We start from the raw sequence: 25,717 nt of genomic DNA on the forward strand, positions 1-25,717 counted from the left end.
CGGGCGGCTGCCGGCTACCGGCTGTGGCTGCCGGGCGCGTCGTCGGGCTCGGCCGGGAGGTCCTGCTCCCGGGCCGGTCGCGGCTTCGTGTGGAGCACCTCCCGGGCCTGCTCGGCGGCGCGGAAGGTGCTCTCGGAGACGAAGTCGAGGAAGCGCGCGATGTTCTCCATGCGGATGCCGGCCGGGGTGTCGGAGCCGAGGACGCCGACGCCCTCCCGCGCGGTCCCGACGAGCCCGGCGAGCGCGCGGGCGCTGGCCGTCATCGACTGGTACCAGACGTCGTCGTCGACGGTGTAGCGCTCCCGGCGGCCCTGGTCGCGCTCCCGGCGGATGAGGCCCTGGCTCTCCAGGAACGCGGCCGCCTTGGAGACGGAAGCCGGGCTCACCTGGAGGCGGCGGACGAGTTCGGCGGCGGTGAGGCTGCCGGAGTCGGTGAGGGTGAGGCAGGCCAGCACCCGGGCCATCATCCTGGGTACGCCCGACGCCATGAGGACGGTGGTGAAGGTCTCCTCGTACGCGCGCACGGCCTCGGCGTCGCGTCCGTGGAGCTGCGGGGGCGCCTCCGCGGCCCGCGGCGCGGCCGGTCCGCGCCGCCGGGCGCGGTGTTCGGTGGCACGGTGGGCCAGGTCGGCGCGGTAGGCGGTGGGGCCGCCGTTGCGCATCACCTCGCGGGTGACCGTCGAGGTCGGACGGTCGAGACGGCGGGCGATCTCCGCGTAGGCGAGGCCGTCGGCCAGGCCCAGCGCGATCTGCCGGCGTTCTTGCTGGGTGAGCCTGCCTCCCGGCATCTCGTCCTCCTTCGCGGTCCTGGTCCCGGGGAAGCCGCCACCATAGCGTTCGCCTTCATCTCATTGCAACGAGAGGAGGGCTGACGTTGCGTTACCTGTCAGGATCGTTGCAATGATTTACCCCGATTGACCTGCGTAAATGAGGAGTTGCTGCAACAATGTCGTTGTGAGGTTCGTAAATGCAACGTAGCGTTTCCTTCGTCGGAAAGAGATCGAGCAAGGAGACCACCGTGCAGAAGTTCGCCACCCCCGCCCCCATCTCCGCCGTCCTCGCCATCCCCGCGGGCCGCGTCCGGTTCATCGCCGCCGACCGGGCCGACACCGTGGTCGAGGTGCTGCCCGCGGACGCCTCCAAGGCCCGGGACGTCAAGGCCGCGGAGCGGATCGCGGTCACCTACGACGACGGAGTCCTGCGGATCACGGCCGAGCCGGCGAAGAGCCCGGTCCTGGGCAGCTCCGGATCGGCCGAGGTGACCGTCCGACTGCCCGCCGGTTCCCGGGTCGACGCCAAGACCGCCGACGGTGAACTCCGGGGCGTCGGACGGCTCGGCGACGTCGCCTTCGAGAGCGCGCGGGGCGAGGTCAAGCTCGACGAGGCCGCGAGCGCCCGCCTCGTCCTCCAGGCCGGTGACGTCACGGTCGGACGCCTGGGCGGCGACGCGGAGATCAGCACCCGGAAGGGCGACCTCCGAGTCGCCGAGGCGGTGCGCGGCACGGTCGTGCTGCACACCGAAGCCGGCGAGGTGTCGGTCGGCGCGGCCCGCGGCGTCTCCGCGTCGCTGGACGCGGGCACCGCCTACGGCCGGATCCACAACGCGCTCAAGAACAGCGAGGGCGCGGACGCCGCCCTGAGGATCCGCGCGACCACCTCCTACGGTGACATCACCGCGCGCAGTGTCTGACGCCGTGTCCGGCGGAGCGCGCGCCTGCCGCCGGCCGTCAGAAGGGCCGCCAGCGCACCGCGGGGTCGCCGTCGCGCAGCGACGCGACCCTGCGCCGGAACTCGGCCAGCGCGGCCGGATTGCCCGGCGCGTGCTGGGCGACCCAGGCGCAACTGGCCGTCTCACGCGCCCCGCGCAGCACCGCGCAGCCGTCCCACTCGCGGACGTCCCAGCCGTAGGCGCGGACGAAGGTGTCGTAGGCCCGCGGGTCGAGGCCGTAGCGGTCGCGGCTGAGCGCCATCACGACCAGGTCGTGCTCGCGCAGGTCGGCGGCGAAGGTCTCCAGGTCGACCAGGACGGGCCCGTCCGGCCCGACGTGGACGTTGCGGGGGAGCGCGTCGCCGTGCACCGGGCCCGGCGGGAGGTGCGGGACGAGCGCGGCGGCGGCCCCGGCGAAACCGTCGCGCCGCTCGCGCAGGTACGCCGCGTCCGCCGGGTCGATCGCCTCGCCGGCCAGCAGCAGCCAGCGCTCGACACCGTCGAGCAGTTCGCGCGGCGGCAGGCCGAAGTCCGGGGCGGGCAGGGCGTGGACGAGCCGGAGGAGCCCGGCCAGGTCCTCGGGGGCCGCGGGGCGGACGGCGTCGGGGAGGCGGTGCCAGAACGTCACCGGGTGCCCGTCCGCCAGTGCCACCTCCGCCTCGGCGGGCCGCACGGCCGGGACGCCGCTCTCCGCCAGCCACGTGGCGACGCGCAGTTCACGGCGCGCGCGGTCGGCGAGCGAGGCGTGCCGCCCGACCTTCACCACCAGCCCGCCGGTCGCGAACACCGCGTTCTCGCCCAGGGCGAGCAGCGTCGCGTCGCGCGCCGTGGGCGCCGCCACCCCGGCCCGCGCCAGGAGGGCGCGCGCCCGCCGCTCCGTGAATGCCGCCTCCGACACGTCGGCCACCGTCCGCACCCTCGCTCTCGTTCCGTCCCCTCTGGTCCGTGGGGCGGGCGTTCGGCGCCCGGCGTTCCGGCGAGGGGTGTCCCCGGGCATTCTGCCGCCTGCCGGTGCCGGGGCCCGCACCGGCAACCGCCCGCCGGGGCGGTCGGCCGTCGAACGTCCGTCCCCGCGGACGGATCGCCGAGGCGGGCACGCGGCGCGCAGGAGGCCGTATGAGGTGTGGACGCGGCGGAATGGCCACCGTTGCCCGCGTCGGACGCGCCCGCGACCGGCGGACGCCCCGGCCGGCCGCCGGCGATCGGACGCGCGGGGTACCGACCGCCTGGTACGGTCCCCTCGGCCGCCGTGCCTCACCCCCACGGGGCACGGCGGCCACCTCCGTCACCGGCGGCACCCGCGGAGAATTGCCGGCGCCCGCGGAGAATTGCCGGCGCCCGTCCGCCCGGCCCGCATTAGGCTCCGATCACCGACGTGTGTGACTGGAGCGCTGCATGACGACCGCGATACTCGGCTTCGCCCTCTTCTCCCTCCTGGTGACGGTCTCTCCCGGCCCCGACCTCGTGCTCGTCCTGCGCAACTGCCTGCGCGGCGGCCGTCGGGCGGGTGCCGCCACCGGCCTCGGGGCGGCCGTGGGGTCGCTCGGCTGGGGGGTGGCCGCCGCGTTCGGTCTGGCGGCGGCGCTCCAGCGGTGGGACGCGGCGTTCACGTTCGTCAAACTCGCCGGCGCCGCCTATCTCGTCTTCCTCGGCGCCCAGGCGCTCTGGGCGCAGCGCCGTGCCGTCGCCCTGTCCAAGGAGCCGCCGCCCGCCCTGCTGCGCGAGGGCGACGCGCCCGGGGCGCTCGGCGCCGGCGCGGCCTTCCGGCAGGGCGTCCTGAGCTGCCTGCTCAACCCCAAGGTCGGCGTCTTCTTCGTCGCCGTCGCCCCGCAGTTCCTGCCGGACGGCGCGTCCCCGCTCGCCACGACCCTCCTCTTCGGGGCGATCGACGCGGTCATCGCCGCCGCCTGGCTGCTGCTCGTGACCTTCGGCGCCACCCGCTTCATGGCCTGGCTGCGCCGGCCGCGCGTCCACCGCAACCTGGAACGCGCCACGGGCGGCGTGCTGTTGGTGCTGGGCATCGGGACGGCCGTCGAGTCGGCCTGACGGGCGTCCCGGCGGGGCGAAGCCTGCGCCCGGATGCCCGGATGCCCGGAGGCGGGGAGCCAAGAGGCCCGGCCGCCCGGGGTGCCCGTGCTGAGAGCGCCCGCCCGCCCGACGCGGGATAGGGCGCCCCTGTCCCGTCGGGCGCCGTTCCCGCTCAGGCGGTGAAGTCCGCCGCGTGCTCCTCGGCCCAGGTCGCGAACGTACGGGCCGGACGCCCGGTCAGCAGCTCGACGCCGGGCGCGACCGCGTCAGGAACACCGTCCGTGGCCCGCCACGCGTCAAGCAGCGTGTCCGCGTACTCCTCCGGGATGAAGGCGGAGACCGACCGCTTCCACTCCTCCGGGCTCACGGTCTCGACGGTCAGGGTCCGGCCCACGGCGCGCCCGATGTGCTCCACCTGCTCGCGGAAGGTGAGCGATTCCGGGCCGGAGAGCGTGTGCCCGGTGCCGCGATGCGCCGCGGAGGTGAGCACCGCGTGGGCGGCCTCGGCGATGTCCCGCTCGTGGATGGAGGCGGAGTGCGCCTCGGGGTAGGGGAGGCGGACGACGCCCTCGGAGCGGATGGCGTGGGCCCACCCGAGCGCATTGGTGGCGAAACCTCCCGGCCGCAGCGCGGTGGAGAGGATGGGGGACGCCGCCAGCGCCCGCTCGGCGTCCCGGTGCATGTCGGCGATCGGGTTCCGGACGTCGTCCGGCACCAGTGCGGCGGTCGACGACAGCAGGACGATGTGCTCCACTCCGGCGCGTTCCGCCTCCGCGAGGAAGGCGTCGGCGTGCGACGCCTGCGCGTAGAGGAACACCGACGTCACCCCGTCGAGGGCGGCGGGGAACGTCTCCGGCTCCCCGAGCGAGCACCGCACGGTGGGCGTGCCGTCCGGGAGTTCGAGCCGCTCGGGGGCGTTCGAGGCGACGCGGACCGGACGGCCGTCGGCGCACAGGAGGTCGACGAGGGCCCGGGCCACGCGCCCGCGGCCGCCGGTGACGAGTGTGGTCATGGTGGAGGAGAGCCTTCCGTAGCATGGTGAGGCACATGAAATATGCGCCGCACAAAGATTGTGTCGCGCAAAGATCGACCAACGCAAGGGGATTTCCATGGCGGACGAAGGCCGCGCGCCGGAGCGCGCCGAGCTGCTCGCGCGGATCGAGGCGGAGAGCCGCGGCCATTACGCGGTGTGGACCCTCTTCAACCAGGCGCTGGCGGACCACCTGGGCCTGCACCCCACCGACCTCCAGTGCCTCGGCGTCCTGGACGAGCAGGACGGCCCGCTGTGCACCGGAGAGATCGCCCGCCTCACCGGCCTGACCCCCGGCTCCGCCACCCGCCTCGTCGACCGCCTCGTCAAGGCCGGCCTCGCCGAACGCCACACCGACCCCACCGACCGCCGCCGCGCCCTCGTCTCCCTCGCCCCCGGGTCCCTCGCCACCGTCCGCGCCGCGTGGGACGAGCCGAGCCGGGCCTTCGGCGAAGTGCTGGCCGGCTACACCGACGACCAGCTCGCCGTCATCGGCGACTATCTCCGCCGCGCCTCGGAGGTGGGCCGCGCCCAGGCCGAACGGCTGCGGGGGGAGGCGGCGGGCCGGGCCTGAGCGCCGCTCGCCTCCCGGAACCGGCCGACACGCCCTCCGCCCCGGCTAAGCCGCCGCGCGTACGCCCGTCGCCACCCCGGCGGCCGTGCCGGCCACCCCCGCCTCGTACCGCCGCACCAGCAGTGCCACCACCTCCCGCGCCGCGCCCAGCGGTTCCGTGACCGCGTCGGCGCCCGCCGTGGCGGCGCTCGCGGCGACGCGGTCCGGGAGGCGGCCGGGGGCCAGCATGTAGCGGGCCACGGCGACGCGTCGGCAGCCTCCGGCGCGGAGGGCGCGGACGGCGTCTTCCGTGCGGGGGCCGGTGGCGGAGGCGTACGCGGGGTGGACGGTGTGCCAGCCGGTGGCCTGCCAGGTGCGGGCCAGGGCTTCGACGGTGGCGGTGGCCGCCGGGTCGGAGGAGCCGGCGGCGGCCAGGACGACGCCCGTGGTGCGACGGGCGTGCGCGGGGACGCCCGCCTCGCGCAGACGACTTTCCAGGGCCGAGAGGAGGAGGCGGGACGGGCCCAGCACCGGCGCCTGATGGACCGTCAGCTCACGTGGTGTGGCGGTGCGGAGTACGTCCGGGATGTCCGTCGACGCGTGGAAGGCGTGCGTCAGCAGCAGCGGTACGGCCACCGCCGTCCGTACCCCGTCCTCCGCCAGACGGGCGAGGGCCGTCGGGACGTCGGGCGTGCGCAGGTCCAGGAAGCCGGCCGCGACGCGTACGCCCGGGAGGCGGGCCGCGACCCGGGAGCGCAGGGCGGCGACGGTCGCCGCGTGGCGCGGGTCGCGGCTGCCGTGGGCGACCAGGAGCAGCGCGGGGGGCGTGCCGGTCATTTCGCCGCCAGCCCGCGCGTGCGGAGCACCCGGCGTTCCAGGGGGCTGAAGACCGCCAGGTCGATGGCGATGCCGACGAAGAGGATCAGCAGGATGCCGAGCAGCACCCCGGGCATGTCCGAGTCGGTGCGGGCGTTCTCCAGGTACTGGCCCAGCCCCAGGCCGAGATCCGGTGAGGATGCGATGAGTTCGGCCGCCATCAGGGAGCGCCAGGCGAACGCCCAGCCCTGTTTGAGGCCGGCGATGTAGCCGGGGAGTGCCGCCGGCAGCAGGACGTGGCGTGCGCCCCGGGCCCCCGTCGCGCCCAGGGTGCGGCCGGCCCGCAGGTACAGCGGCGGCACTTGGTCGATGCCGGACACCAGCCCGTTGGCGATGGACGGGACGGCGCCCAGCAGGATCACCGCGTACATCGCCGCGTCCGTGATCCCCAGCCAGATGACCGCCGCCGGCACCCACGCCACCGAGGGCAGCGACTGGAGGCCGGAGAGGATGGGGCCGAGGGCCGCCCGGACGAAGGGCACGCGCGCCACCAGCAGGCCCAGCGGGGTGCCCAGGGCGAGGGCGGCGAGGAAGCCGAGCAGGCCGCGCGAGACGCTGGTCCAGATGATGTCGAACAGCGTCCCCTGGAGCCAGAGTTCGCGCAGGCTGTGCCAGACGGCGGAGGGGTCGGGCAGCTTGTAGTCCGCGGTGACCCCGGCGACGACCAGCAGCTTCCAGACGGCGAGGACGAGCACGACGGCCGTGACCGGCGGCAGCACCTTGTGCAGCAGCACCCGCCGCAGCGGCGGCCGTTCGACCGGGACGGCGTCCAGGGCGTCGAGCCCGGCCTCCAGCCCGGCCAGGTCGGAGGAGGCGGTCCCGGAGACGGCGGTCCCGGAGGAGGCGGTCTCAGTGCTTGCCATGGCGGCGGATCTCCCCACGCAGTTCCTCGGTGATCTCCACGGACAGGTCGGCGACCGCCGCGTCCTCGATGCGGCGCGGCTGCGGGATGCCGATCGTCCACTCCCGCGCCACCCGGCCCGGCCGGGACGACAGCAGGACGACCCGCTGCCCCAGCCGGACCGCCTCGCGCACGTTGTGCGTGACGAACAGCACCGACAGCGCGGACCCCGACGCCGGCGCCTCCGACCAGATCCGGGTGAGTTCGTGGTGCAGCACGTCCCGGGTGATGGCGTCGAGCGCGGCGAACGGCTCGTCCATCAGCAGCAGCCGGCTGTCCTGCGCCAGCGCCCGGGCGAGGGCGACGCGCTGCCGCATGCCGCCGGACAGCTCGTGCACCCGCTTGCGGTGCGCGCCGCCCAGGCGGACGAGGTCGAGCAGCCGCTCGGCCTCCGCCCGCCGGTCGGCCCGGGGCACGCCGCGCAGCCGCAGCGCCAGCTCGATGTTGCGGCCCGCCGTCAGCCAGGGGAACAGGGCGTGCTCCTGGAACATCAACGCCGGCCGGCCGCCGGGCACGTCGATGGTGCCCGCGGTGGGCCGGTCCAGCCCGGCGACCAGGTTCAGCAGCGTGGACTTCCCGCAGCCGCTGGCCCCCAGCAGGCAGACGAACTCCCCGGGGCGGACGTCGAGCGTGATGTCCTCCAGGACCGGCCGCCCGTCGCCGGACCGGCCGAAGTTCTTGTGGACGCGGTCGATCCGGACGGCCGGCGGCGCGTCGCCGGCCGGTGCGGGCGGGGTGCCGGCCGTGCCGGTGCTCGTGGTGGTCGTGGGGGTCGTGGTCGGGGCCATCCGGACCTCCTGGTGTGCGGTCGGGTGGTGCGGGGACGTGGCGTTCCGCCTACTGCCGGCCGAGCCCCGCCGCGTCGACGGGTGGCCGGCCCTCGGCCTTGAGGACCTTGTTGAGCGGAGCGAGGTCGTAGATGCCCGACAGATCGGGCTTGTCCAGCAGGCCGGCGGCGACCGCGTGGTCGGCCTCGGCCCGCAGCGTGGCCGCCAGCGGGTCGTCGGTGGTCCGGATGGACGCCCACGCCGGGTCGAGGACGTCGGCCGGCAGCGCCTTGCCGGACAGCTTCTTCAGCGCCGCGTTGGCGGACGCCTTCGCCTTCGCCGGGTTGGCCGCGATCCAGGCGTTGGTGCGCACCGAGCCGCGCAGCACGGCCTCGACGACGTCCGGGTGCCGATCGAGGAACTTCCTCGACACGATGACGTTGGTGATCACGAACTTCCCGCCGGGCCACAGGGACGACTCGTCCAGCAGCACCTTCCCGCCCTCGGACACCAGCTTCGACGCCGTCGGCTCCGGCACCCACGCGCCGTCCACCGAACCGGACTTGAACGCGTCCGGCGTGACCTTGTTGTCCGTCCGCACCACCGACACGTCGCCCTTGCCGCTCCCCGGGTCGACCTTCCAGCCCTTGCCCGCGACCCAGTTGAGGAAGGCGACGTCCTGGGTGTTGCCCTTCTGCGGGGTGGCGATCCGCTTGCCCTTGACGTCGTCGAGCGTGCGGACCTTCTTGGGATCGACGACGAGCTTGACGCCGCCGGAGGCCGAGCCGGAGACGATCCGCAGGTTCTCGCCCTTGGCCTTGACGTAGCCGTTGATCGCCGGCGAGGGGCCGATCCAGCCGATGTCGATCGAACCGGCGTTGAGCGCCTCGATCTCGGAGGGGCCCGCGTTGAACGTGGTCGACTTGAGCTTGGTGCCGCCGAGTTCCTTCCGGAGGATGCCCTCCTGTTCGCCGACCAGCGGGGTCGCGTGCGTGATGTTGGGGAAGTAGCCGATGGTCACGGAGTCGGCCGACAGCTTCGCCGCGCCCTCGCCGGCCTGCCCGGCGGGGCGCGTGTCGTCCTTCGCGGAGCCGTAGCCGCAGGACGCCAGGGTGAGGGAGAGGGCCAGTGCCAGGAGGGGGACGGCGGTGAGGGAGGCCGCGCGTGGTCGGCGGCGGGCGGAGGCGGGCATGCGGGTGGTTCCTCTCGGCGGGGCGGTGGGGGAGGAGTGGGGGCGCGGCGGGGGCTTGAACAGGAGGTTCCGGCAGGGGCGTTGCGGGGACGTTGCACCGGCGTTGCACGGCGGTGCGGGGTGTGGAGGTTCACGGGGCACGCGTGGTGCCCGGGGTGCGGCGACGACGGGTGGAGGCCGTCGTCGCCACACCCCGAGCACCCTCCGGGGCGGCGCCGGGTGACGGACGAGCCCCCGCCACGCCCGCCACCCGGCTGCGATCGGAGCGGCCCCCGCCGTACCGCCCGCCGTCACCCGGCGTGCGGTGCGGGCCGCCCGCCCGCACATCGCGCGACGCCGCCCCGGCCGCTGCCCAGCGTCCCGCCGCCGACCCGGCCGCCCAGGCGTCCGAAGGTCGCGAAGACGCCCGGGGCGCCACCCCCGCCGCCTGTCGCCATCAGAAGTCCCAGCCGTCGTCCGGAGCCGGGACGGAAGCGTCCGCCTCCGGTCGTCCGGACCCCCCGGACGCCGCCGTGAACGCCGGGCCCGCCATGCCGGCGGTCAGGGTCGTTCCGTCGGCCGGGTCGATCAGCAGGAAGGCGCCGGTGCTCCGGGAGACCGCGTAGTCGTCCAGGGCCAGCGGCTCGGCGGTGCGCAGGACCACCCGGCCGATGTCGTTGGCGGCCAGGGCGCCGGGGGACGGGCGCAGGGCGAGGTCCGCCGGGTCGAGGCGCGACGGCAGCGCCTTGACGACGGCCTTCACCGTGCGCGTGGTGTGCTTCAGGAGCACCCGGTCGCCCTCCCGCAGCGGCCGGTCGGCGACGTGGCAGACGGTCGCCTCGACGTCCCGGACCGGCTCCGGCGCGCCCGCCGCCGGGGCGATGAGGTCGCCGCGCGCGACGTCGAGGTCGTCGGCGAGCCGCACGGTCACCGACTGCGGCGCCCACGCCACGTCCACCGGCGTGCCGAGCGCGTCGATCGCGGTGATCGTGCTCGTCCGGCCGGACGGCAGGACGGTCACCCGCTCCCCGACGCGCAGCACGCCGGAGGCGATGCGTCCGGCGTAGCCGCGGTAGTCGGGGTGGCCGGCGGTCCGCGGGCGGATCACGTACTGGACGGGGAACCGGGCCGGGTCGCCGGTGGGGTCGGCGATCACCGGGACGGTCTCCAGGTGCTCCAGGACGGTCGGACCGCCGTACCAGTCCAGGTGGGCCGAGGGCGTCACCACATTGTCGCCCGCGAGCGCCGACACCGGGATCGCGGTCACGTCGGGGACGCCGAGCGAGCCCGCGTAGGCGGTGAACTCCTCGGCGATCCGGGCGAAGACGGCCTCGGACCAGTCCACCAGGTCCATCTTGTTCACCGCGAGCACCAGGTGCGGGACCCGCAGCAGCGCGGCCACCGCGGCGTGCCGGCGGGTCTGCTCGACGACGCCGTGCCGGGCGTCGACCAGGACCAGGGCCAGCTCGGCGGTGGACGCGCCGGTGACCATGTTGCGCGTGTACTGCACGTGCCCGGGGGTGTCCGCGAGGACGAACCGGCGGCGGGCGGTGGCGAAGTAGCGGTAGGCGACGTCGATGGTGATGCCCTGCTCGCGCTCGGCCCGCAGCCCGTCGGTCAGCAGCGCCAGGTCGGGCGCGTCGTGGCCGCGGTCGCGGGAGGCGTGTTCGACGGCCTCCAGCTGGTCGGCCAGGACCGACTTGGAGTCGTGCAGCAGCCGTCCGACCAGGGTGGACTTGCCGTCGTCGACCGAACCGGCGGTGGCGAAGCGGAGCAGCGAGGTCGCGGCCGCCGGCTCCGTGGCGATACTGGCGATGCTCATGATCAGAAGTACCCCTCGCGCTTGCGGTCTTCCATCGCGGCCTCCGACAGCTTGTCGTCGGCGCGCGTCGCGCCCCGCTCGGTGAGCCGGGAGGCGGCGATCTCCTCGATGACCCGGTCGACGGTCGCGGCGTCCGACTCCACGGCGCCCGTGCAGGACATGTCACCGACCGTCCGGTAGCGCACCACGCGTCTCTCCACCCGCTCCCCGTCCCGGGGGCCGCCCCACTCGCCGGGGGTCAGCCACATCCCGGACCGGGCGAAGACCTCGCGCTCGTGGGCGTAGTAGATGGAGGGGAGTTCGATCCCCTCGCGGGCTATGTACTGCCAGACGTCCAGCTCGGTCCAGTTGGACAGCGGGAAGACGCGGACGTGCTCGCCGGGCGAGTGCCGCCCGTTGTACAGGTCCCACAGCTCCGGCCGCTGGCGGCGCGGGTCCCAGCCGCCGAACTCGTCGCGCAGCGAGAACACCCGCTCCTTCGCCCGCGCCTTCTCCTCGTCCCGTCGGCCGCCGCCGAACACCGCGTCGAAGCGGTGCCGTTCGATGGCGTCCAGCAGCGGCACGGTCTGCAGTGGGTTGCGGGTGCCGTCGGGGCGCTCGCGCAGCCGTCCGTCGTCGATGAACTCCTGGACGGACGCGATGTGCAGCCGCAGCCCGTGCCGGGCGACGACGCGGTCGCGGTAGGCCAGCACCTCCGGGAAGTTGTGCCCGGTGTCCACGTGCAGCAGCGCGAACGGCAGCGGGGCCGGGGCGAACGCCTTCAGCGCCGTGTGCAGCATGACGACGGAGTCCTTGCCGCCGGAGAACAGCAGCACCGGCCGTTCGAACTCGCCCGCCACCTCCCGGAAGACGTGCACGGCCTCCGACTCCAGCGCGTCGAGGTGCGTCAGGGCGTACGGACTGTCGCCGCGAGCCGTCACAGCACTCCCCTCCCCGCCAGCAGCGCGTGCACCGCGTCCGCCGACTCCGCCACCGTCCGCTCGTGGGCGTCGATGCGCAGGTCGGGGTCGTCCGGTACCTCGTACGGGTCGTCCACGCCGGTCAGTCCGGTGAGTTCGCCGGCGGCCTGGCGGGCGTACAGGCCCTTGACGTCCCGGGCCGAGCAGACCTCGACGGGCGTCGCCACGTGCACCTCCAAGTAGCCGGTGCCCAGCGCCTGGTGGCGTTTGCGCACCGCCTCGCGGGTGTCGGCGTACGGCGCGATGACGGGGACGAGGACCGTGACGCCGTGGGCGGCGAGCAACTGGGCGACGAAGCCGATGCGCCGCACGTTGACGTCGCGGTCGGCGCGGGAGAAGCCCAGGCCGGCGGAGAGGAACTCGCGGATCTCGTCGCCGTCCAGCACCTCCACCGGGCGGCCCTCGGCCCGCAGCCGGTCCGCGAGCGCGCGGGCGATCGTCGTCTTGCCCGCGCTCGGCAGGCCGGTGAGCCACACCGTGGCACCCGTCATCCTGTTCTCCCAGGGGGTCGGTCGGTTCGGTTCGTGCGGTGGGTACGCCGTGTGCGGCGCGTGGCTTCCCGCGGTCATCCGTGCAGCCCGCACTCGGTCTTGGTCCGGCCCGCCCAGCGGCCGGCCCGGGCGTCCTCGCCCTCCCGCACCCGGCGGGTGCAGGGTGCGCAGCCGATGGACGCGTACCCGTCCATGAGCAGCGGGTTGGTGAGCACCCCGTGCTCGGCGACGTACGCGTCCACGTCGTCCCGCGTCCAGCGGGCGATCGGCGCGACCTTGACCTTGCCGCGCCGGGCGTCCCAGCCGACGACGGGCGTCGCGGCCCGGGTCGGGGACTCGTCGCGGCGCAGCCCGGTCGCCCACGCGTCGTACCCCGCCAGCCCCTCCCGCAACGGCTCCACCTTGCGCAGCGCGCAGCACAGGTCCGGGTCGCGGTCGTGCAGCGCCGGACCGTACGCGGCGTCCTGCTCGGCGACGCTCTGCGGCGGGGCGAGGGTGATGACGTTGACGTCCATCACCGCCGCCACCGCGTCGCGCGTCCCGATGGTCTCCGGGAAGTGGTAGCCGGTGTCGAGGAAGACGACGTCGACGCCGGGCCGGACGCGGGAGGCGAGGTGGGCGACGACGGCGTCCTCCATGGAGGAGGTGACGCAGAAGCGGTCGCCGAAGGTGTCCGCGGCCCAGCGGAGGATCTCCTCGGCGGGGGCGTCTTCCAGGTCGCGGCCGGCGCTGAGGGCGAGCCGTTCGAGATCGGCCTGCTCACGACGGGTCATCCGGTCCTCCGTTCCTCCGGCCGTCCGTTCCTCCGGAGATCCCTCGGGACAGCAGCCCCAGGAACCTCAGCTGGAACGCGCGGTTGCAGGCGGCGCACTCCCAGGCGCCATGGCCCGCCTCGTGGGGCCGCAGGTCCTCGTCGCCGCAGTACGGGCAGTGGAAGGGGGCGGCGCGCTCGCTCACGACAGCTCCTCCTCGCCGGCCCGGGCCGCCCACGCGGCGAAGCGCTCGCCGTCCGCGCGGCCGGCGAGGTAGCGCCGGAGCACCCGCTCGATGTAGTCGGGGAGTTCGTCCGCCGTCACCTTGAGGCCGCGTACCTTGCGGCCGAACCCGGCCTCCAGGCCCAGCGCCCCGCCCAGGTGCACCTGGTACCCCTCGGCCTGGCGCCCCCGCGCGTCCGTGACCAACTGCCCCTTGAGACCGATGTCCGCCACCTGGATACGGGCGCAGGCGTTGGGGCAGCCGTTGAGGTTGATGGTGAGCGGCTCGTCGAACTCCGGGAGCCGCCGCTCCAGTTCGTCGATGAGGGACGCGCCGCGCGCCTTGGTCTCGACGATCGCCAGCTTGCAGAACTCGATGCCGGTGCAGGCCATCGTGCCGCGCCGGAACGGGGACGGGGCGACCCGGAGGTCCAGTGCCTCCAGACCGGCGGTCAGCGACGCGACCCGGTCCTCCGGCACGTCGAGGACGATCATCTTCTGCTCGGCGGTGGTCCGCAGCCGGCCCGAGCCATGGGCCTCGGCCAGCTCGGCGATCTTCGTCAGGGTGCTGCCGTCCACCCGCCCGACGCGCGGCGCGAAGCCGACGTAGTACCGGCCGTCGCGCTGCCGGTGGACGCCGACGTGGTCGCGCCAGCGCTCCGCCGGGCGCTCGGGCGCGGGCCCGTCGAGCAGCGGGCGGCCGAGGTACTCCCGTTCCAGCACCTCGCGGAACCGTTCCGGCCCCCAGTCGGCGACGAGGAACTTCAGCCGGGCCCGGTTGCGCAGCCGCCGGTAACCGTAGTCGCGGAAGATGCCGATGACGCCGCCGAAGACGTCCGGCACGTCCTCCAGCGGCACCCACGCGCCGAGCCGGACGCCGATCTTGGGGTTGGTGGACAGTCCGCCACCCACCCACAGGTCGAAGCCCGGGCCGTGTTCGGGGTGGCGCACGCCGACGAACGCCACGTCGTTGATCTCGTGGACGACGTCGAGCAGCGGGGATCCCGAGATCGCCGTCTTGAACTTGCGGGGGAGGTTGGAGAAGTCCTTGTTGCCGATGAAGCGGCGCTGGATCTCCTCGATGGCCGGGGTGCCGTCGACGATCTCGTCCTCGGCGATGCCGGCGACCGGCGAACCGAGGACGACACGCGGGGTGTCGCCGCACGCCTCGGTGGTGGAGAGGCCCACCGCCTCCAGCCGTCGCCAGATCTCGGGGACGTCCTCGATGCGGATCCAGTGGTACTGGATGTTCTGGCGGTCGGTGATGTCGGCGGTGCCGCGCGCGAACTCCTGTGACACCTCGCCGATCACGCGCAGTTGGGCGGTGGTCAGCCGGCCGCCGTCGATCCGCACCCGCAGCATGAAGTACTCGTCGTCCAGCTCCTCCGGCGCCAGGACCGCGGTCTTCCCGCCGTCGATGCCGGGCCGGCGCTGGGTGTACAGCCCCCACCAGCGCATCCGGCCGCGCAGGTCGGCGGGGTCGATGGAGGCGAAGCCCGCCTTGGCGTAGATCGTCTCAATACGTGTCCGTACGTTGAGACCGTCGTCGTCCTTCTTCACCTGCTCGTTGGCGTTGAGCGGGGTGAAGTGCCCGACGGCCCACTGGCCTTCGCCGCGGTGGCGGCCGGCCTTGCGGCGGGGTGTCGCCGGTGCGGCGGCTGCGGGGGGTTGCGCGGTGGCGGCCATGGCGTTCTGTCCTTCGGGAGGTCCGCCCGCCGGGCCGGCGCCGCACACCCGGGACGCACACCTGCGCCGCGGGCCGGCCGCCGCAGCCGCTGTATGGCGGCATGGCGGTGCTGACCTGCGGGTATGGCGAGCGGCAGGGTGGGGAGGGTGCGGCTGACGACCCGATAGCGGACGGAATCGGGTGGGGCCCGCCGGTCCGCGCCTTCGGGGACGGCGGTCAGGGAAGCGGTGGTGCTGAGCCTGTCAGCCCGCTGGACAGATGGCGCTGGACACGCGGCCGAGGTCGACGTGACGCCGACTCACCAAGGCAACTCCAGCTCGTGACATGAGGGCAGCGTGGCACGGGCTTTTGGGGGGAGTCCACTGTTCGCCATATGGTGAGACGGCTTGTCTTGATATATGAGATATTGATGATGGTCAGGCGGGACTGTCAGGACTGTCAGGGCTGTCGGTGGCGGCCGGGTGCGCGCCGGGCCAGGGGCCGGGGGTCGGAACGTCCGGCTCGTCCTCCGTCTTCGTCGCGAAGACGGTGAAGCCCCGGCGCTCGTAGTTGGCCATGGCGTGCTCGCCGTCCCTGGAACAGGTGTGCAGCCAGACGCGTCGGGTCGGCGGCAGCTCCGGCCACCGTTCGGCCAGGTCCCAGGCGCGCCGGACGCCGTGGGTCAGCAGATGGCCGCCGATGCGCCGGCCCCGGAAGGCGGGCAGCAGCCCGAAGTAGACGATCTCGACGGAGGCCGCGCGTCCGGTGTCCTCGTGGCCGGCGCCCCCGAACCCGTCGTCGGCGCCCCCGAACTCGGGGCCGGGGTCCCCGGGCGCCAGCTCCGCATAACCGGCCGGCGTCCCCCGGTCGTACGCGACCCACGTCTCCACGCCGGGCCGGTCCAGGTACGCGCGCCACCGCGCGTACGGCCAGTCCAGCCGGTCCGTCCACGTGTGGTCGCCGCCCACGGCCGTGTAGAGGAACCGGCTGAACTCGGGCGACGGCACCTCGGAGCGGACGAAGCGGACATCGGGGCCCGGGCCGGGAGCGCCGGCGGGGACGAGGGCGTCCGGTGCGGTCATGTGGAGTGACCAGGTGGTCACCGGGGTCGTTCTGTTGTCCATGACCTCACCCAACCACGCGTGCCGCGGGGGTTCCGGGTGGCCCCCGCACGGCCGTCCGGCGGATGAACGGACCGGTCGGAGACGGATACGGTTAGGGCGTGCAGGCAGCAACAAATGAACCACCGGGGCAGCGGAAGGGCCGGCTCCACCGAGCCCGGGCCCTGTACCGAAATGTGTCGAAGCGGAGGATGGCGTGGCTGCTCCTCAAGGACACGATCAATTCCTGCATGGAGTACCGCGTCACCGGCCTCGCCGCCGAGGCCGCGTTCTTCACCCTGTTGTCGCTGCCGCCGTTGCTCCTGGGCTTCATGAGCCTGCTGGGGTACCTGGACGACTGGACCGGCACCCACACCATCAGGAGCCTCCAGGACAACATCATCAAGGCGTCCTCGGCCGTCCTGTCGGACCGCGGCGTCAACCAGATCACCGTACCCCTGCTGAACGACGTACAGAACGGCGCCCGCCGGCCCGAGATCGTCTCCGTCGGCTTCGCCATCGCCCTGTGGTCGGGGTCGCGGGCCGTCAACGTCTTCGTCGACACCATCACCATCATGTACGGGCTGGAGGGCCGGCGCGGCATCGTCCGCACCAGGCTGCTGGCCTTCCTGCTCTACATCGTCGCCCTGCTGATCGGGGCGGTGGTGATGCCGCTGATGGTGGTGGGGCCGGAGGCGGTGGAGAACATCGTTCCGTGGAGCGCCGGCGTCGTCCAGGTGCTCTACTGGCCCGTCGTCCTGGTGCTGTCCGTCGCCTTCCTGACGACGCTGTACCACGTGTCGGTGCCCGTGCGGTCGCCGTGGCGCGAGGACATCCCCGGTGCGCTCGTCGCGCTCACGATGTGGGTGATCGGCAGCTTCCTACTGCGCATCTACCTCACCCACACGGTGGAAGGTCTGACGATCTACGGCTCGCTCGCGGCGCCGGTCGCCGTCCTGCTGTGGATCGGCGTCTCCGCCTTCGCGGTGCTCGTGGGCGCGGCGGTCAACGCGGCCATGGACCGCGTCTGGCCGTCGGTGACCACCGCCGCCGCCCGCGCCGAGGCGGACCGCCGCAAGGCCGCCGCGGCGGCGGTGGCGGCCGAGCGGGCGGCGCTGGCGATGGTCCACGAGTACGAGGACGATCCCGAGGGCTACTCGGAGGACGGGCTGCGGGACCGGGAGCCGCCGTCGGAGTTCCCGGAGCGGTGGGCGCAGTTCCTGCCGCCCGAGGACGTGCGGACGCGGCTCCAGCACGTGCGGTCGGACAAGTCGGACAAGGTGGGGAAGGCGGCCAAGGGGGCCAAGGGGGAGCCCCGACACGCCAAGCACCGGAGGCGGTAGAGGGGCGCGTCGGCGGCTCGGGGGAGCGCCGGCGCGGTCGGATAAATCGCTCGCGAGCGCGGCCCGCCGCGCCCTAGAGTCCCCCCGACGGCCGCGGCAGAGCGGCAGGAGGACGCGGCAGCGATGCCGCGCGCGGAATCAGGAGGTGAGCCCGGGATGACTGTCACCACGGCGGCCACGACGGCCCGTACCCGGCGATCGACCACTCTCACCTCCCTCCTTCCGAAGGAACACCGCGTTGTCCTCCAAGTCGTCCACGCATTCCCCGCAGCACCCCCTCGCCCGCTACGGCTGGGACGAGGGCTTCGCTGACGCCTTCGCCCCCTACGCCGCCGAGGGTTGCGCCCCCGGCCGGATCGTCCGCGTCGACCGGGGCCGCTGCGACCTCGTCGTCGCCGACGGGACCGCCGACGACGGCGTCCGCACCGTCCACGGCGACACCTCGCTCGTCACCACGGGCGACCCGCTCCGCATCATGTGCACCGGCGACTGGGCGGCCGTCGACCTGACGACCGGTCATGTACGGGCGCTGCTGCCGCGCCGCACGGCGTTCGTGCGGTCCACGTCCTCCCAGCGGTCCGAGGGCCAGATCCTGGCCGCCAACGTGGAACTGGCCCTGATCGCCGTCCCGCTCTCCACCGACCCCGACCTCGGCCGGGTGGAACGCTTCCTGGCGCTCGCCTGGGAGTCCGGGGCCGAGCCGGTCGTGGTCCTGACCAAGGCGGACCTGGTGCCTGACCCGGCCGCGCTCGGCCACCTCCTCGCCGACACGGAGACGGCCGCGCCGGGCGCCCAGGTGTTCGCCGTCAGCGCGGCCACGGGAGAGGGCGTCGACGTGCTCGGCGCCGTGCTGTCCGGGGGCACGTCGGTGCTCCTCGGCCCGTCCGGCGCCGGCAAGTCCACCCTCGCCAACGCCCTGGTGGGCACCGACGTCCAGGACGTCCAGGCGATCCGCGACCGCGACGGCAAGGGCCGCCACACGACCACCACCCGCAACCTGCTGCCCCTGCCGGGCGGCGGCGTTCTCATCGACACCCCCGGGCTGCGGGGCGTCGGCCTCTGGGACGCCGAGGGCGGCGTCTCCCGCACCTTCTCCGAGATCGAGGCCCTCGCCGCGGAGTGCCGCTTCCACGACTGCGGCCACGACAGCGAGCCCGGGTGCGCGGTGACGGCGGCGATCTCGGACGGGAGCCTGAGCCCCCGCCGCCTCGACAGCTACCGCAAGCTCCTCCGCGAGAACCAGCGCCTCGCGGCCCGCACGGACGCGCGCCTGCGGGCGGAGCTGCGGCGGGAGTGGAAGCTTCGGCGGGCGGAGGGGGCGTACATGGTCGAGCGCAAGCGGGGGCGCTCGCGCTAGGCGGTTTCGGTGGGGGTGCCCCGGTCCCTCCCCCAGAGGGGGCACCCCCATTCACCGATTCTTGCGGGGGCAAGCCCCCGCACCCCCGAAACCGCGCTCCGCGCGGTTGTCCTCAAACGCCGGACGGGCTGAGTGTCGCGCCCGGGCGCACTGATCAGCCCGTCCGGCGTTTGAGGACGAGCGGCGAAGCCGCGACAAGGGGGTCTGGGGCGCAGCCCCAGGAAGCGGCGAAGGGGCGGGACCGGGGCAACCCTCCCCGGAGGGGCAACCCCGCGTCCGATTTCCGCCAGTCCCCCCACCTCCCCTCCCGCACACTGGAACACGTGACAACGACCGCACCCCACCCCGACGACCTCCGGTACCAAGCCGTGAGCAGCAGAGACGCCCGCTTCGACGGCGAGTTCTTCTTCGCCGTCGCGACGACCGGAATCTACTGCCGGCCGAGCTGTCCGGCGGTGACGCCGAAGCGGGCCAACGTCCGGTTCTACCCGTCGGCGGCGGCCGCGCAGGGCGCCGGGTTCCGGGCCTGCCGGCGGTGCCGGCCCGACGCGGCGCCCGGGTCGGCGGAGTGGAACATCCGGGCCGACCTGGTGGGCCGGGCGGTGCGGCTGATCGCGGACGGGGTGGTGGACCGGGAGGGCGTCGCGGGGCTCGCCGCGCGGCTCGGGTACAGCGAGCGGCAGGTGCACCGGCAGCTCACCGAGGAGCTGGGCGCCGGGCCGGTCGCCCTCGCCCGGGCGCAGCGCGCGCACACCGCCCGCGTCCTGCTGCAGACCACGGACCTGCCGGTCACGGAGACCGCCTTCGCGGCCGGTTTCGCGAGTGTGCGGCAGTTCAACGACACCATCCGCGAGATCTACGCGCAGACGCCGAGCGAGCTCCGGGCGCAGGCCAGGACCGGCAAGCCGCTCCGCGCGGGCAAGGGCACCACCCCGGCGGGCGTGCCGCTGCGGCTCGCCCACCGGGGCCCGTACGCCGCGCGGGAAGTCTTCGACTTCCTGGAGCGCCGGGTGATCACCGGGGTCGAGGAGGTGACGGGCACCCCGGGTGCCCGCGTCTACCGGCGCACCCTGCGCCTGCCCTACGGCACCGGCATCGCCGAGGTCCAGGAACCGCCCGCCGGGCACGGCCGCGCGGGCGGCCGGAGCGGCCGGGGCTCTCAGGGCTCCCAGGGCACCCGGGGCAGCTGGCTCGCCTGCCGGCTGCACCTCACCGACCTGCGCGACCTCGCCAACGCCGTCCAGCGGATGCGCCGTCTCTTCGACCTGGACGCCGATCCCGACGCGGTGGCGGAGCGCCTCGGCGCCGACCCTCGGCTCCGTCCGCTCGTCGCCGCCCGGCCCGGCCTCCGGTCACCGGGGGCGGCGGACGCGGAGGAACTGGCCGTCCGGGCGGTGCTCGGGCAGCAGGTCTCGGTCGCCGCGGCGGCCCGCCTCGCGGCTCGGCTCGTCGCCGCCCACGGCACCCCGCTCCCCGTACCCGACGGCACGCTCACCCACGTCTTCCCGGAACCCGGCGTCCTCGCCGAGGCCGGTCTCGACGGCCCCGACGACCCGGGCATGCCGGAGTCCCGCAGGCGCGCCCTGCGGACGGCGGCGGCGGCCCTCGCCGACGGTACCGTCCGGCTCGACCCGGGTGTCGACCGCGACGACGCCGAACGGCGGCTGCTCGCCCTGACCGGCGTCGGCCCGTGGACCGCGGGCTACATCCGGATGCGGGCGCTCGGCGACCCCGACGTCTTCCTCCCCGGCGACGCCGGGGCGCGCCACGGACTCGCCGCCCTCGGCGTGGGTCCGGATGCCGCCGACGACTGGCGGCCCTGGCGTTCGTACGCACTGCACCACCTCTGGAACCACACGCCCGCTGCTGCGGGGAAGTAAGGACGGCACCCGATGCTTCCGACGCTGTACACCGAGATCGACAGCCCCCTCGGCACCCTGCTGCTCACCGGCCGCCCCTCCGTGACCGCCCCGGGCGGCACCGCCCTCGTGTCCCTTTCCGTCCCGGGCCAGCCCAACGGGGCCACCGTCCGTCCCGACTGGCACCGCGCACCCGACGCCTTCGCCGAGGCCCGGCGCCAGCTCGCCGCCTACTTCGCGGGCGGGGCCAAGGAGTTCGCACTCGAGTACGCCGTCGAGGGGACGGAGTTCCGCCGCCGGGTGTGGGACGCGCTCGACGCCGTCCCGTACGGCGCGACCACCAGCTACGGCGAACTCGCCGCCCGCGTCGGCGCGCCCCGCGCGGCCGTCCGCGCGGTCGGCGGGGCCATCGGCGCCAACCCGCTGCTGGTCCTGCGCCCGTGCCACCGCGTCATCGGCGCGGACGGGTCGCTGACCGGTTACGCGGGCGGGCTGGACCGCAAGCGCCTGCTGCTCGCGCTGGAGGCGGGGGAGCGGCCGGTGCAGGACGGGCTGCCCGGCATGTGAGGCGGGTTGTGCGGGCGCACAGGGGGGGGCGCCCGCTCAGCTCCGTGCCACCGACGGCCGTCGGCATGCCGCTCCCGACGGCCCCGGGCCCCCCGCCGTCCAGCCTCGCTCCGCCGCCTTCCAGCCGAGTTGGAGCCGCGTCGTCACCCCGGCCAGTTCCATCAGCCGCTTCACTCGCCGCTGTACCGTCCGCAACCCGAGCCCCAGTTGTTTGGCGACGCTCGCGTCGGTCAGGCCCGACAGGAGCAGCGACAGGACCGCCAGGTCCGTGGCGTCCGGGACGTCGGAGACGGGCGGTAAAGGAGCGTCCTCGACGGGCGGCAGCGGGCGGGCTTCGTGCCAGACGGTCTCGAAGAGAGCGGTCAGCGAGTCCAGCAGTTCCCCCGCGCCGACGACGAGCGCCGCGGGGCCCGCGCTGCCGGAGGGGAGGACAAGGAGCGCCTCCCTCCGGTCCGCGAGGAAGAGGTCGGCCGGTACGCGGTCGGCGATCCGGACCTGGTGCGGAGCGCCGGCCGCGGGGGCGGGGACGCGGAAGGGGCTCCCCGCGCGGTCCACGACCGTGCGGTGACGGACGGGATGCCCGTGTCGGACGGGGTGTCCGGTGCCCGTGTCAACCCAGGGGCGGCCGATGTCAACCCAGGGACGGTCCTTCACCAGTGCGCACACTTCTTCGACGGCTCGCCGCCGCAGCCCCGTCAGACGGTCGGCGACGGCCGCCGCGCCGGTCACCGCCTCGACGGCCGCGCCGGGGCCGCCCGACGGGTCCTCCGACCGCTCCTGCCTGCGCTGTCCTGCGGCTCTTCCGCCTTCCAGGTCCCCGACGGCGGCCGGACCTATGGCACCGGGCACGTGACACCCCTCCCCACGACCGTGTTGCGACTCCCGCCATCATCGCCGCGTGGGGCCCCGCGTGCACTCTTCCCGTATGCCCAGCAGTGTGGACAATAAGGGCATGAGTCAGCTGGGGGATCAGGGACAAGAGGACGCCTGGTGGGCGGAGTTGTACGGCCGGACCACGGACGGTCCGGGCGCCGCCGCCGAGGAGGACAGCCTCGACGACCGGTTCGCTTCCGCCGCGGCCGTCGTCGGCGGCGACCCGCCGCCCCAGGGCTCCCCCCGTCCGCCGGGCCGTCCGTCCCGCGGCGCGCCCCCGCCCAGCGGGCTGCCCGCCCGCGCGGCCTGGTCGGTCTCCCGCGCCGGCGGACTACCGGACCCCTCCCGGCTGCCCCCGCTCCCCGACCTCGCCGGCCCGCTCCGCGGCACCCCGCCACCCCCGCCTCCTCCACCACCACCGCCCCCACCGCCCCCGCCCCCACCGCCGTCCGCGGCCTCCCGCTGGGACCTCAACACACCGCCGCCGTCCGGCCCCGCGCCGCGCGGCTCCCGGCCGGGGCCCGCGGCGCCGGGCCGAAGGCCCGCCTCCCCGCCCCCGAACGGCGCGTGTCCGACGCCGGCGGGCACCCCCGAGACCCCGGACCGCGCGGACGGCCGCGCCGACCGGCCGCGGGGGAGGGAGGAACGGTCGGGAGGAAGCGGCCGACTCACGGCCGGCGAGCGGCCCGGAGCGGGCGATCCACGAGAGGCCGGCGAGCGGCGCGAGGCGGGCGACCGGCCCGACGCGCCGCGCGGCTCCCGTCGTACGGCCCCCGTGGAACGCCCCGGTCGCTCGGGCCGATCCGACCGCCCCGATCGCCCCGACCGGCCGGGGCCGGTGATCCGTCCGCCGCTGTCCGTCAACCGGCCTGACCCGACGGGCCGTTCGGGTCGCGCGCACGAGCCCGAACGGCTGGCCGACCGCGACGGCCGGCCGGCGGGGGGCGGACACCGGCCGGAAGCACCCGTCGGCCCGACGAGCGCCGACCGCCTGGACGCCGGCCCGCCCGGATCCCCCGGGCCCACCCGGGCCCGCACGCCGGACGCCCGCGCATCGACGAGCGCCGGAACCGGACCCGCCTCCCGCGAAAGCACCGGACGACGTGACGACGCGGGGCGACGCGATGGCGCCGGACAACGCGACGGCGTCGGACAACGCGATGGCGCCGGACAACGCGACGGCGTCGGGCGACGTGACGACGCCGGACGACGCTCCACCAGCGGCAGGCGACCGGCACCGCTCCCCGACCCGAACGAAACCCCGACCCGCCCCGACAACGGACCGGGCGCCCCCGGCACAGTGCCCGCCCCCCGGCCCCCGGCAGCCTCCGCCGGGCGGGCTGTCCCCGCCGCCCGACTGGAAGACTTCGCCCAGCCGGAGGCTCCCACCCGACGGGATGCCTCCGCCGGTCGGGCCGCCCCGGACCGATCGGACGCCTTCGCCGGGCCGGAAGCCCGCGCCCAGCGGGAGACTTCCGCCCGGCGGGGTGCCCCGTCCGGGCCGGGTGCTCCTGATCGACCGGAGGCGCCGACCGGGCCGGACACCTCGGAACGGCCGGAAGCCCGCGGTGGACCGGACACCTCCGCCAGTTCGGATGCTGCGCATCGCTCGGACGCTTCCGCCGGACCGGAAGCTCTCGACGGGCGGGACCGCTTCGTCGAGCGGCCCGCCACCGGGCCGGCAGCCTCCCCGGACGCCGTGCACCGCACGGACGCTTTCGCCGGTTCGGAGGCTTCCGGTGGGCGGGACCGCTTCGTCGGGCGGTCCGTCACCGGCGGGCCGGAAGTCTCCCCGGATGCCTTGGCCGGTTCGGATGCCGTGAATCCGTCCGGTGCCTTCGCCCGGTCGGAGGAGACCCCCGGCGGGTCGGAGGTCTCCGCCGGACCGGGAGATTCCCCTCGGTGGGACGCCTCCGCCGGTTCGGACGCCGTGCAGCGCTCCGACGCCTTCGCCCGGTCGGAAGGCTCCGTCGGGCCGGAAGACCGCGCTTGGGGAGAGGGTCCCGGCCGGCCGGACGGCGCCGCTGAAGCGGGAGTGCCCGATCAGTCGGGGGGCTCTCCTCGGCCCGGCGGTCCCGCTCGGCCGGGAGCCGTGGCGAGGTTCGGCGCGTCCGGGGAGGGCAACGCACCCGCGCTGCCGGAATCCTCCGGGGCGCCCGAAGCGACCTCCCACCCCCGCATCACCCCCCGTCCCCAACTCCCCACCCTGCCCGACCTCTCCGCGCTCATCGGTGCTCCCAGGGTTCCCGAAGTCCACACCTTTCCCGATGTCCCCGCACCGCACATCACCGGCGGCCCGCCGCGGGCGCCGCAAGCGTCGGAGACGTCGGGGTTGTCGGACGTCTCCGATCCTCCCGCGACCCCCGACGCCTCCGGCGCGTTCGGCGCCTTCGCGTCCGGTCCCGCGGCGGCGTGCGAGTCCGCCGCGTCGCTGGAGGCCGCCGTGGTGCCGCAGGTGCCCCGGCCGCGGCGCCGGGAAGGCGTCCGGTCCCGGGCGCAGGAGTACGTCGGGCAGGGGCCGCCGACCTACGAGGCGGAGCCGACCGCCTGGCCCGCCGCCGACCCGGGCGGGCTGGAGGACCTCGTCCCCGACACCGTCCTCGACGGCGCCCGGTACGGCGCCATGACGCTGCGGGCCGTCTCCCTGCGCGGCGACTCCGCCCGCTACCGCGGCGAGCCGCGCCGGGACGCGCTGCTGACCGCGCGGTTCGGGAGCGGGGACGGCGCCGTGCTGCTGGTCGCCGTGGCGAGCGGCGCCCGCGCGGCCGAGGGCGCGCACCGGGCGGCGCGGGACATCTGCGCCTGGCTGGGCAGCGCGGTCGGGCGCAGCCACGCTCGGCTGGGTGAGGACATCCGGGCCGGGCGGCGCGGTGAACTGCGCTCCGGGCTGCACCGGCTCACCGACCGCTCGTACGGACGCCTGCGCTCCCGCGCCGCCGAACTCGGCCTGCCGCCCGCCGAGTACACCGCCGCCCTGCGCTGCCTGCTGCTGCCGGCCGACCCCCGGTGCCGTACCCGCGTCTTCTTCGGCGTGGGCGGCGGCGGGCTGTTCCGGCTCCGCGAGGGCGCCTGGCAGGACCTCGACCCGGCGCCGCGCCCGGCCGCGGCCGACCAGGGTGCCGACGGCCCCGGGGGCGACGCGCTGTGCGACGACCGGATCACCGTCGACCTGGGCATCCCGACCCCCGGCACCACCCCCGTGATCGACCCGGAGGAGGTGCCGACCGAACCCTTCCGGTTCCGGGCCGCGGTCGCCCGGCCCGGTGACGCCCTGCTGCTCTGCAGCGCCGGGCTCGCCGAACCGCTGCGCGGCGAACCGGCGTTGGCCGACGCCCTCGCCGAACGGTGGGGCACGCGCGCGCAGCCGCCGGGGCTGGCCGAGTTCCTGTCCGACGCGCAACTGCGCGTCAAGGGGTACGCGGACGACCGGACGGCCGCCGCGATCTGGGAGGCGTAGGGGAGCGCGGGCGGGAAGGCCTTTCCCTTCGATCTCCGCATATGACGACCGGAGATCGAAGGCCGGCGCGTGCCACCGGCGCCGCGCGTAAGACCCGTGCGCGTAAGGGCCATACGCGCAAGAGGTTCTCGCATTTCCGCCGCATCATCATGTTGATGACTCAACAGGAGTCGTCTCTCCGCAGGCGGGGCATGCATTTGCCGTGAGCCTGTTCG

At 75.0% G+C, this 25,717-nt stretch carries 24 protein-coding genes; 8 read left to right on the top strand and 16 right to left on the bottom strand.

The genetic code is table 11. From position 1 onward, the window contains the following. Positions 1-14: 14 nt before the first annotated feature. Positions 15-788 carry a GbsR/MarR family transcriptional regulator gene (locus J7W19_RS25215; RefSeq protein WP_004949375.1) on the bottom strand — a complete coding sequence of 258 codons (774 nt, stop codon included), beginning with the start codon at positions 786-788 and terminating at the stop codon, positions 15-17. Between the two features lie 230 nt (positions 789-1,018). Between J7W19_RS25215 and J7W19_RS25220 the strand changes: the two genes are divergently transcribed. Further along, entirely contained in the window at positions 1,019-1,690 is a 672-nt protein-coding gene (locus J7W19_RS25220) for a DUF4097 family beta strand repeat-containing protein (RefSeq protein ID WP_004949377.1), read from the top strand. Between the two features lie 37 nt (positions 1,691-1,727). On the opposite strand, the gene J7W19_RS25225 is transcribed toward J7W19_RS25220, so the two are convergent. Further along, complete coding sequence (locus tag J7W19_RS25225; protein WP_040891199.1) at positions 1,728-2,606, bottom strand: phosphotransferase enzyme family protein; 879 nt, start codon at positions 2,604-2,606, stop codon at positions 1,728-1,730. Between the two features lie 497 nt (positions 2,607-3,103). Here J7W19_RS25225 and J7W19_RS25230 point away from each other — a divergent pair, with 497 nt between their 5' ends. Beyond that, positions 3,104-3,754, top strand: a complete 651-nt coding sequence (locus tag J7W19_RS25230; RefSeq protein ID WP_004949380.1) for a LysE family translocator — start codon at positions 3,104-3,106, stop codon at positions 3,752-3,754. 154 nt (positions 3,755-3,908) lie between these two features. On the opposite strand, the gene J7W19_RS25235 is transcribed toward J7W19_RS25230, so the two are convergent. Then, positions 3,909-4,748, bottom strand: a complete 840-nt coding sequence (locus tag J7W19_RS25235) for an NAD(P)H-binding protein (protein ID WP_004949382.1) — start codon at positions 4,746-4,748, stop codon at positions 3,909-3,911. Between the two features lie 97 nt (positions 4,749-4,845). Between J7W19_RS25235 and J7W19_RS25240 the strand changes: the two genes are divergently transcribed. Beyond that, positions 4,846-5,340, top strand: a complete 495-nt coding sequence (locus tag J7W19_RS25240) for a MarR family winged helix-turn-helix transcriptional regulator (protein WP_004949384.1) — start codon at positions 4,846-4,848, stop codon at positions 5,338-5,340. Between the two features lie 45 nt (positions 5,341-5,385). Here the strand turns inward: J7W19_RS25240 and J7W19_RS25245 are convergent, their stop codons facing one another. From J7W19_RS25245 to J7W19_RS25295, 12 genes are all read right to left on the bottom strand, one after another. Next, complete coding sequence (locus tag J7W19_RS25245) at positions 5,386-6,156, bottom strand: sirohydrochlorin chelatase (protein ID WP_004949385.1); 771 nt, start codon at positions 6,154-6,156, stop codon at positions 5,386-5,388. Then, positions 6,153-7,058: an ABC transporter permease gene (locus J7W19_RS25250; protein ID WP_004949388.1), complete on the bottom strand. Its 906-nt coding sequence runs from the start codon at positions 7,056-7,058 to the stop codon at positions 6,153-6,155. Before J7W19_RS25250 ends, J7W19_RS25245 begins: the two co-directional genes overlap by 4 nt. Beyond that, complete coding sequence (locus J7W19_RS25255) at positions 7,045-7,884, bottom strand: ABC transporter ATP-binding protein (RefSeq protein ID WP_004949390.1); 840 nt, start codon at positions 7,882-7,884, stop codon at positions 7,045-7,047. The genes J7W19_RS25250 and J7W19_RS25255 overlap by 14 nt, the downstream gene beginning before the upstream one ends. 49 nt (positions 7,885-7,933) lie before the next feature. Further along, the gene (locus J7W19_RS25260; protein WP_004949393.1) at positions 7,934-9,055 is read right to left on the bottom strand and encodes an aliphatic sulfonate ABC transporter substrate-binding protein; all 1,122 of its coding nucleotides are present in this window, start codon (positions 9,053-9,055) and stop codon (positions 7,934-7,936) included. A gap of 436 nt (positions 9,056-9,491) precedes the next feature. Next, positions 9,492-10,856 (bottom strand): sulfate adenylyltransferase subunit 1, encoded by a 1,365-nt coding sequence (locus tag J7W19_RS25265; protein ID WP_004949395.1) that lies wholly within the window; start codon positions 10,854-10,856, stop codon positions 9,492-9,494. A 2-nt stretch (positions 10,857-10,858) separates the two neighbouring features. Beyond that, on the bottom strand, positions 10,859-11,776 hold the full coding sequence (cysD, locus tag J7W19_RS25270) for a sulfate adenylyltransferase subunit CysD (RefSeq protein ID WP_004949397.1): 918 nt from the start codon (positions 11,774-11,776) through the stop codon (positions 10,859-10,861). Next, positions 11,773-12,306 (bottom strand): adenylyl-sulfate kinase, encoded by a 534-nt coding sequence (gene cysC / locus J7W19_RS25275; RefSeq protein WP_004949399.1) that lies wholly within the window; start codon positions 12,304-12,306, stop codon positions 11,773-11,775. Before cysC ends, cysD begins: the two co-directional genes overlap by 4 nt. A gap of 74 nt (positions 12,307-12,380) precedes the next feature. After that, on the bottom strand, positions 12,381-13,079 hold the full coding sequence (locus J7W19_RS25280) for a phosphoadenylyl-sulfate reductase (RefSeq protein WP_004949401.1): 699 nt from the start codon (positions 13,077-13,079) through the stop codon (positions 12,381-12,383). Further along, a complete protein-coding gene (locus J7W19_RS25285) occupies positions 13,066-13,263 on the bottom strand; it encodes a hypothetical protein (RefSeq protein ID WP_004949403.1) in 198 nt (65 codons plus the stop codon). Before J7W19_RS25285 ends, J7W19_RS25280 begins: the two co-directional genes overlap by 14 nt. Then, complete coding sequence (locus tag J7W19_RS25290; RefSeq protein WP_004949406.1) at positions 13,260-14,966, bottom strand: nitrite/sulfite reductase; 1,707 nt, start codon at positions 14,964-14,966, stop codon at positions 13,260-13,262. The genes J7W19_RS25285 and J7W19_RS25290 overlap by 4 nt, the downstream gene beginning before the upstream one ends. Positions 14,967-15,209: 243 nt before the next feature. Then, entirely contained in the window at positions 15,210-15,293 is an 84-nt protein-coding gene (locus tag J7W19_RS33860) for a putative leader peptide (protein ID WP_351506350.1), read from the bottom strand. A gap of 90 nt (positions 15,294-15,383) precedes the next feature. Beyond that, the gene (locus J7W19_RS25295) at positions 15,384-16,070 is read right to left on the bottom strand and encodes a GNAT family N-acetyltransferase (RefSeq protein ID WP_004949407.1); all 687 of its coding nucleotides are present in this window, start codon (positions 16,068-16,070) and stop codon (positions 15,384-15,386) included. A gap of 188 nt (positions 16,071-16,258) precedes the next feature. Between J7W19_RS25295 and J7W19_RS25300 the strand changes: the two genes are divergently transcribed. From J7W19_RS25300 to J7W19_RS25315, 4 genes are all read left to right on the top strand, one after another. Beyond that, positions 16,259-17,389, top strand: coding sequence for a YihY/virulence factor BrkB family protein (locus J7W19_RS25300; protein ID WP_004949409.1), 1,131 nt, complete (start codon positions 16,259-16,261; stop codon positions 17,387-17,389). 238 nt (positions 17,390-17,627) lie between these two features. Continuing rightward, positions 17,628-18,746: a ribosome small subunit-dependent GTPase A gene (gene rsgA / locus J7W19_RS25305; protein WP_004949411.1), complete on the top strand. Its 1,119-nt coding sequence runs from the start codon at positions 17,628-17,630 to the stop codon at positions 18,744-18,746. Between the two features lie 323 nt (positions 18,747-19,069). Beyond that, on the top strand, positions 19,070-20,626 hold the full coding sequence (locus J7W19_RS25310) for a DNA-3-methyladenine glycosylase 2 family protein (protein ID WP_210455381.1): 1,557 nt from the start codon (positions 19,070-19,072) through the stop codon (positions 20,624-20,626). Positions 20,627-20,638: 12 nt separating this feature from the next. Then, complete coding sequence (locus J7W19_RS25315; protein WP_004950814.1) at positions 20,639-21,172, top strand: methylated-DNA--[protein]-cysteine S-methyltransferase; 534 nt, start codon at positions 20,639-20,641, stop codon at positions 21,170-21,172. A gap of 36 nt (positions 21,173-21,208) precedes the next feature. On the opposite strand, the gene J7W19_RS25320 is transcribed toward J7W19_RS25315, so the two are convergent. Beyond that, positions 21,209-22,021 carry a helix-turn-helix transcriptional regulator gene (locus tag J7W19_RS25320; RefSeq protein ID WP_004950813.1) on the bottom strand — a complete coding sequence of 271 codons (813 nt, stop codon included), beginning with the start codon at positions 22,019-22,021 and terminating at the stop codon, positions 21,209-21,211. A gap of 2,116 nt (positions 22,022-24,137) precedes the next feature. Between J7W19_RS25320 and J7W19_RS25330 the strand changes: the two genes are divergently transcribed. Next, on the top strand, positions 24,138-25,502 hold the full coding sequence (locus J7W19_RS25330) for a protein phosphatase 2C domain-containing protein (protein WP_325176066.1): 1,365 nt from the start codon (positions 24,138-24,140) through the stop codon (positions 25,500-25,502). Positions 25,503-25,717: the final 215 nt, after the last annotated feature.

The sequence above is a fragment of the Streptomyces mobaraensis NBRC 13819 = DSM 40847 genome (assembly GCF_017916255.1).
GTDB lineage: Bacteria > Actinomycetota > Actinomycetes > Streptomycetales > Streptomycetaceae > Streptomyces > Streptomyces mobaraensis.

What these genes read in the sequence shown, in the direction of transcription:
- J7W19_RS25215 (WP_004949375.1), bottom strand. Translation starts at nt 788, where the DNA reads ATGCCGGGAGGCAGGCTCACCCAGCAAGAACGCCGGCAGATCGCGCTG.
- J7W19_RS25230 (WP_004949380.1), top strand. Translation starts at nt 3,104, where the DNA reads ATGACGACCGCGATACTCGGCTTCGCCCTCTTCTCCCTCCTGGTGACG.
- J7W19_RS25235 (WP_004949382.1), bottom strand. Translation starts at nt 4,748, where the DNA reads ATGACCACACTCGTCACCGGCGGCCGCGGGCGCGTGGCCCGGGCCCTC.
- J7W19_RS25240 (WP_004949384.1), top strand. Translation starts at nt 4,846, where the DNA reads ATGGCGGACGAAGGCCGCGCGCCGGAGCGCGCCGAGCTGCTCGCGCGG.
- J7W19_RS25245 (WP_004949385.1), bottom strand. Translation starts at nt 6,156, where the DNA reads ATGACCGGCACGCCCCCCGCGCTGCTCCTGGTCGCCCACGGCAGCCGC.
- J7W19_RS25250 (WP_004949388.1), bottom strand. Translation starts at nt 7,058, where the DNA reads ATGGCAAGCACTGAGACCGCCTCCTCCGGGACCGCCGTCTCCGGGACC.
- J7W19_RS25255 (WP_004949390.1), bottom strand. Translation starts at nt 7,884, where the DNA reads ATGGCCCCGACCACGACCCCCACGACCACCACGAGCACCGGCACGGCC.
- J7W19_RS25260 (WP_004949393.1), bottom strand. Translation starts at nt 9,055, where the DNA reads ATGCCCGCCTCCGCCCGCCGCCGACCACGCGCGGCCTCCCTCACCGCC.
- J7W19_RS25265 (WP_004949395.1), bottom strand. Translation starts at nt 10,856, where the DNA reads ATGAGCATCGCCAGTATCGCCACGGAGCCGGCGGCCGCGACCTCGCTG.
- cysC (WP_004949399.1), bottom strand. Translation starts at nt 12,306, where the DNA reads ATGACGGGTGCCACGGTGTGGCTCACCGGCCTGCCGAGCGCGGGCAAG.
- J7W19_RS25280 (WP_004949401.1), bottom strand. Translation starts at nt 13,079, where the DNA reads ATGACCCGTCGTGAGCAGGCCGATCTCGAACGGCTCGCCCTCAGCGCC.
- J7W19_RS25290 (WP_004949406.1), bottom strand. Translation starts at nt 14,966, where the DNA reads ATGGCCGCCACCGCGCAACCCCCCGCAGCCGCCGCACCGGCGACACCC.
- J7W19_RS33860 (WP_351506350.1), bottom strand. Translation starts at nt 15,293, where the DNA reads ATGTCACGAGCTGGAGTTGCCTTGGTGAGTCGGCGTCACGTCGACCTC.
- J7W19_RS25295 (WP_004949407.1), bottom strand. Translation starts at nt 16,070, where the DNA reads ATGGACAACAGAACGACCCCGGTGACCACCTGGTCACTCCACATGACC.
- J7W19_RS25300 (WP_004949409.1), top strand. Translation starts at nt 16,259, where the DNA reads ATGGCGTGGCTGCTCCTCAAGGACACGATCAATTCCTGCATGGAGTAC.
- J7W19_RS25315 (WP_004950814.1), top strand. Translation starts at nt 20,639, where the DNA reads ATGCTTCCGACGCTGTACACCGAGATCGACAGCCCCCTCGGCACCCTG.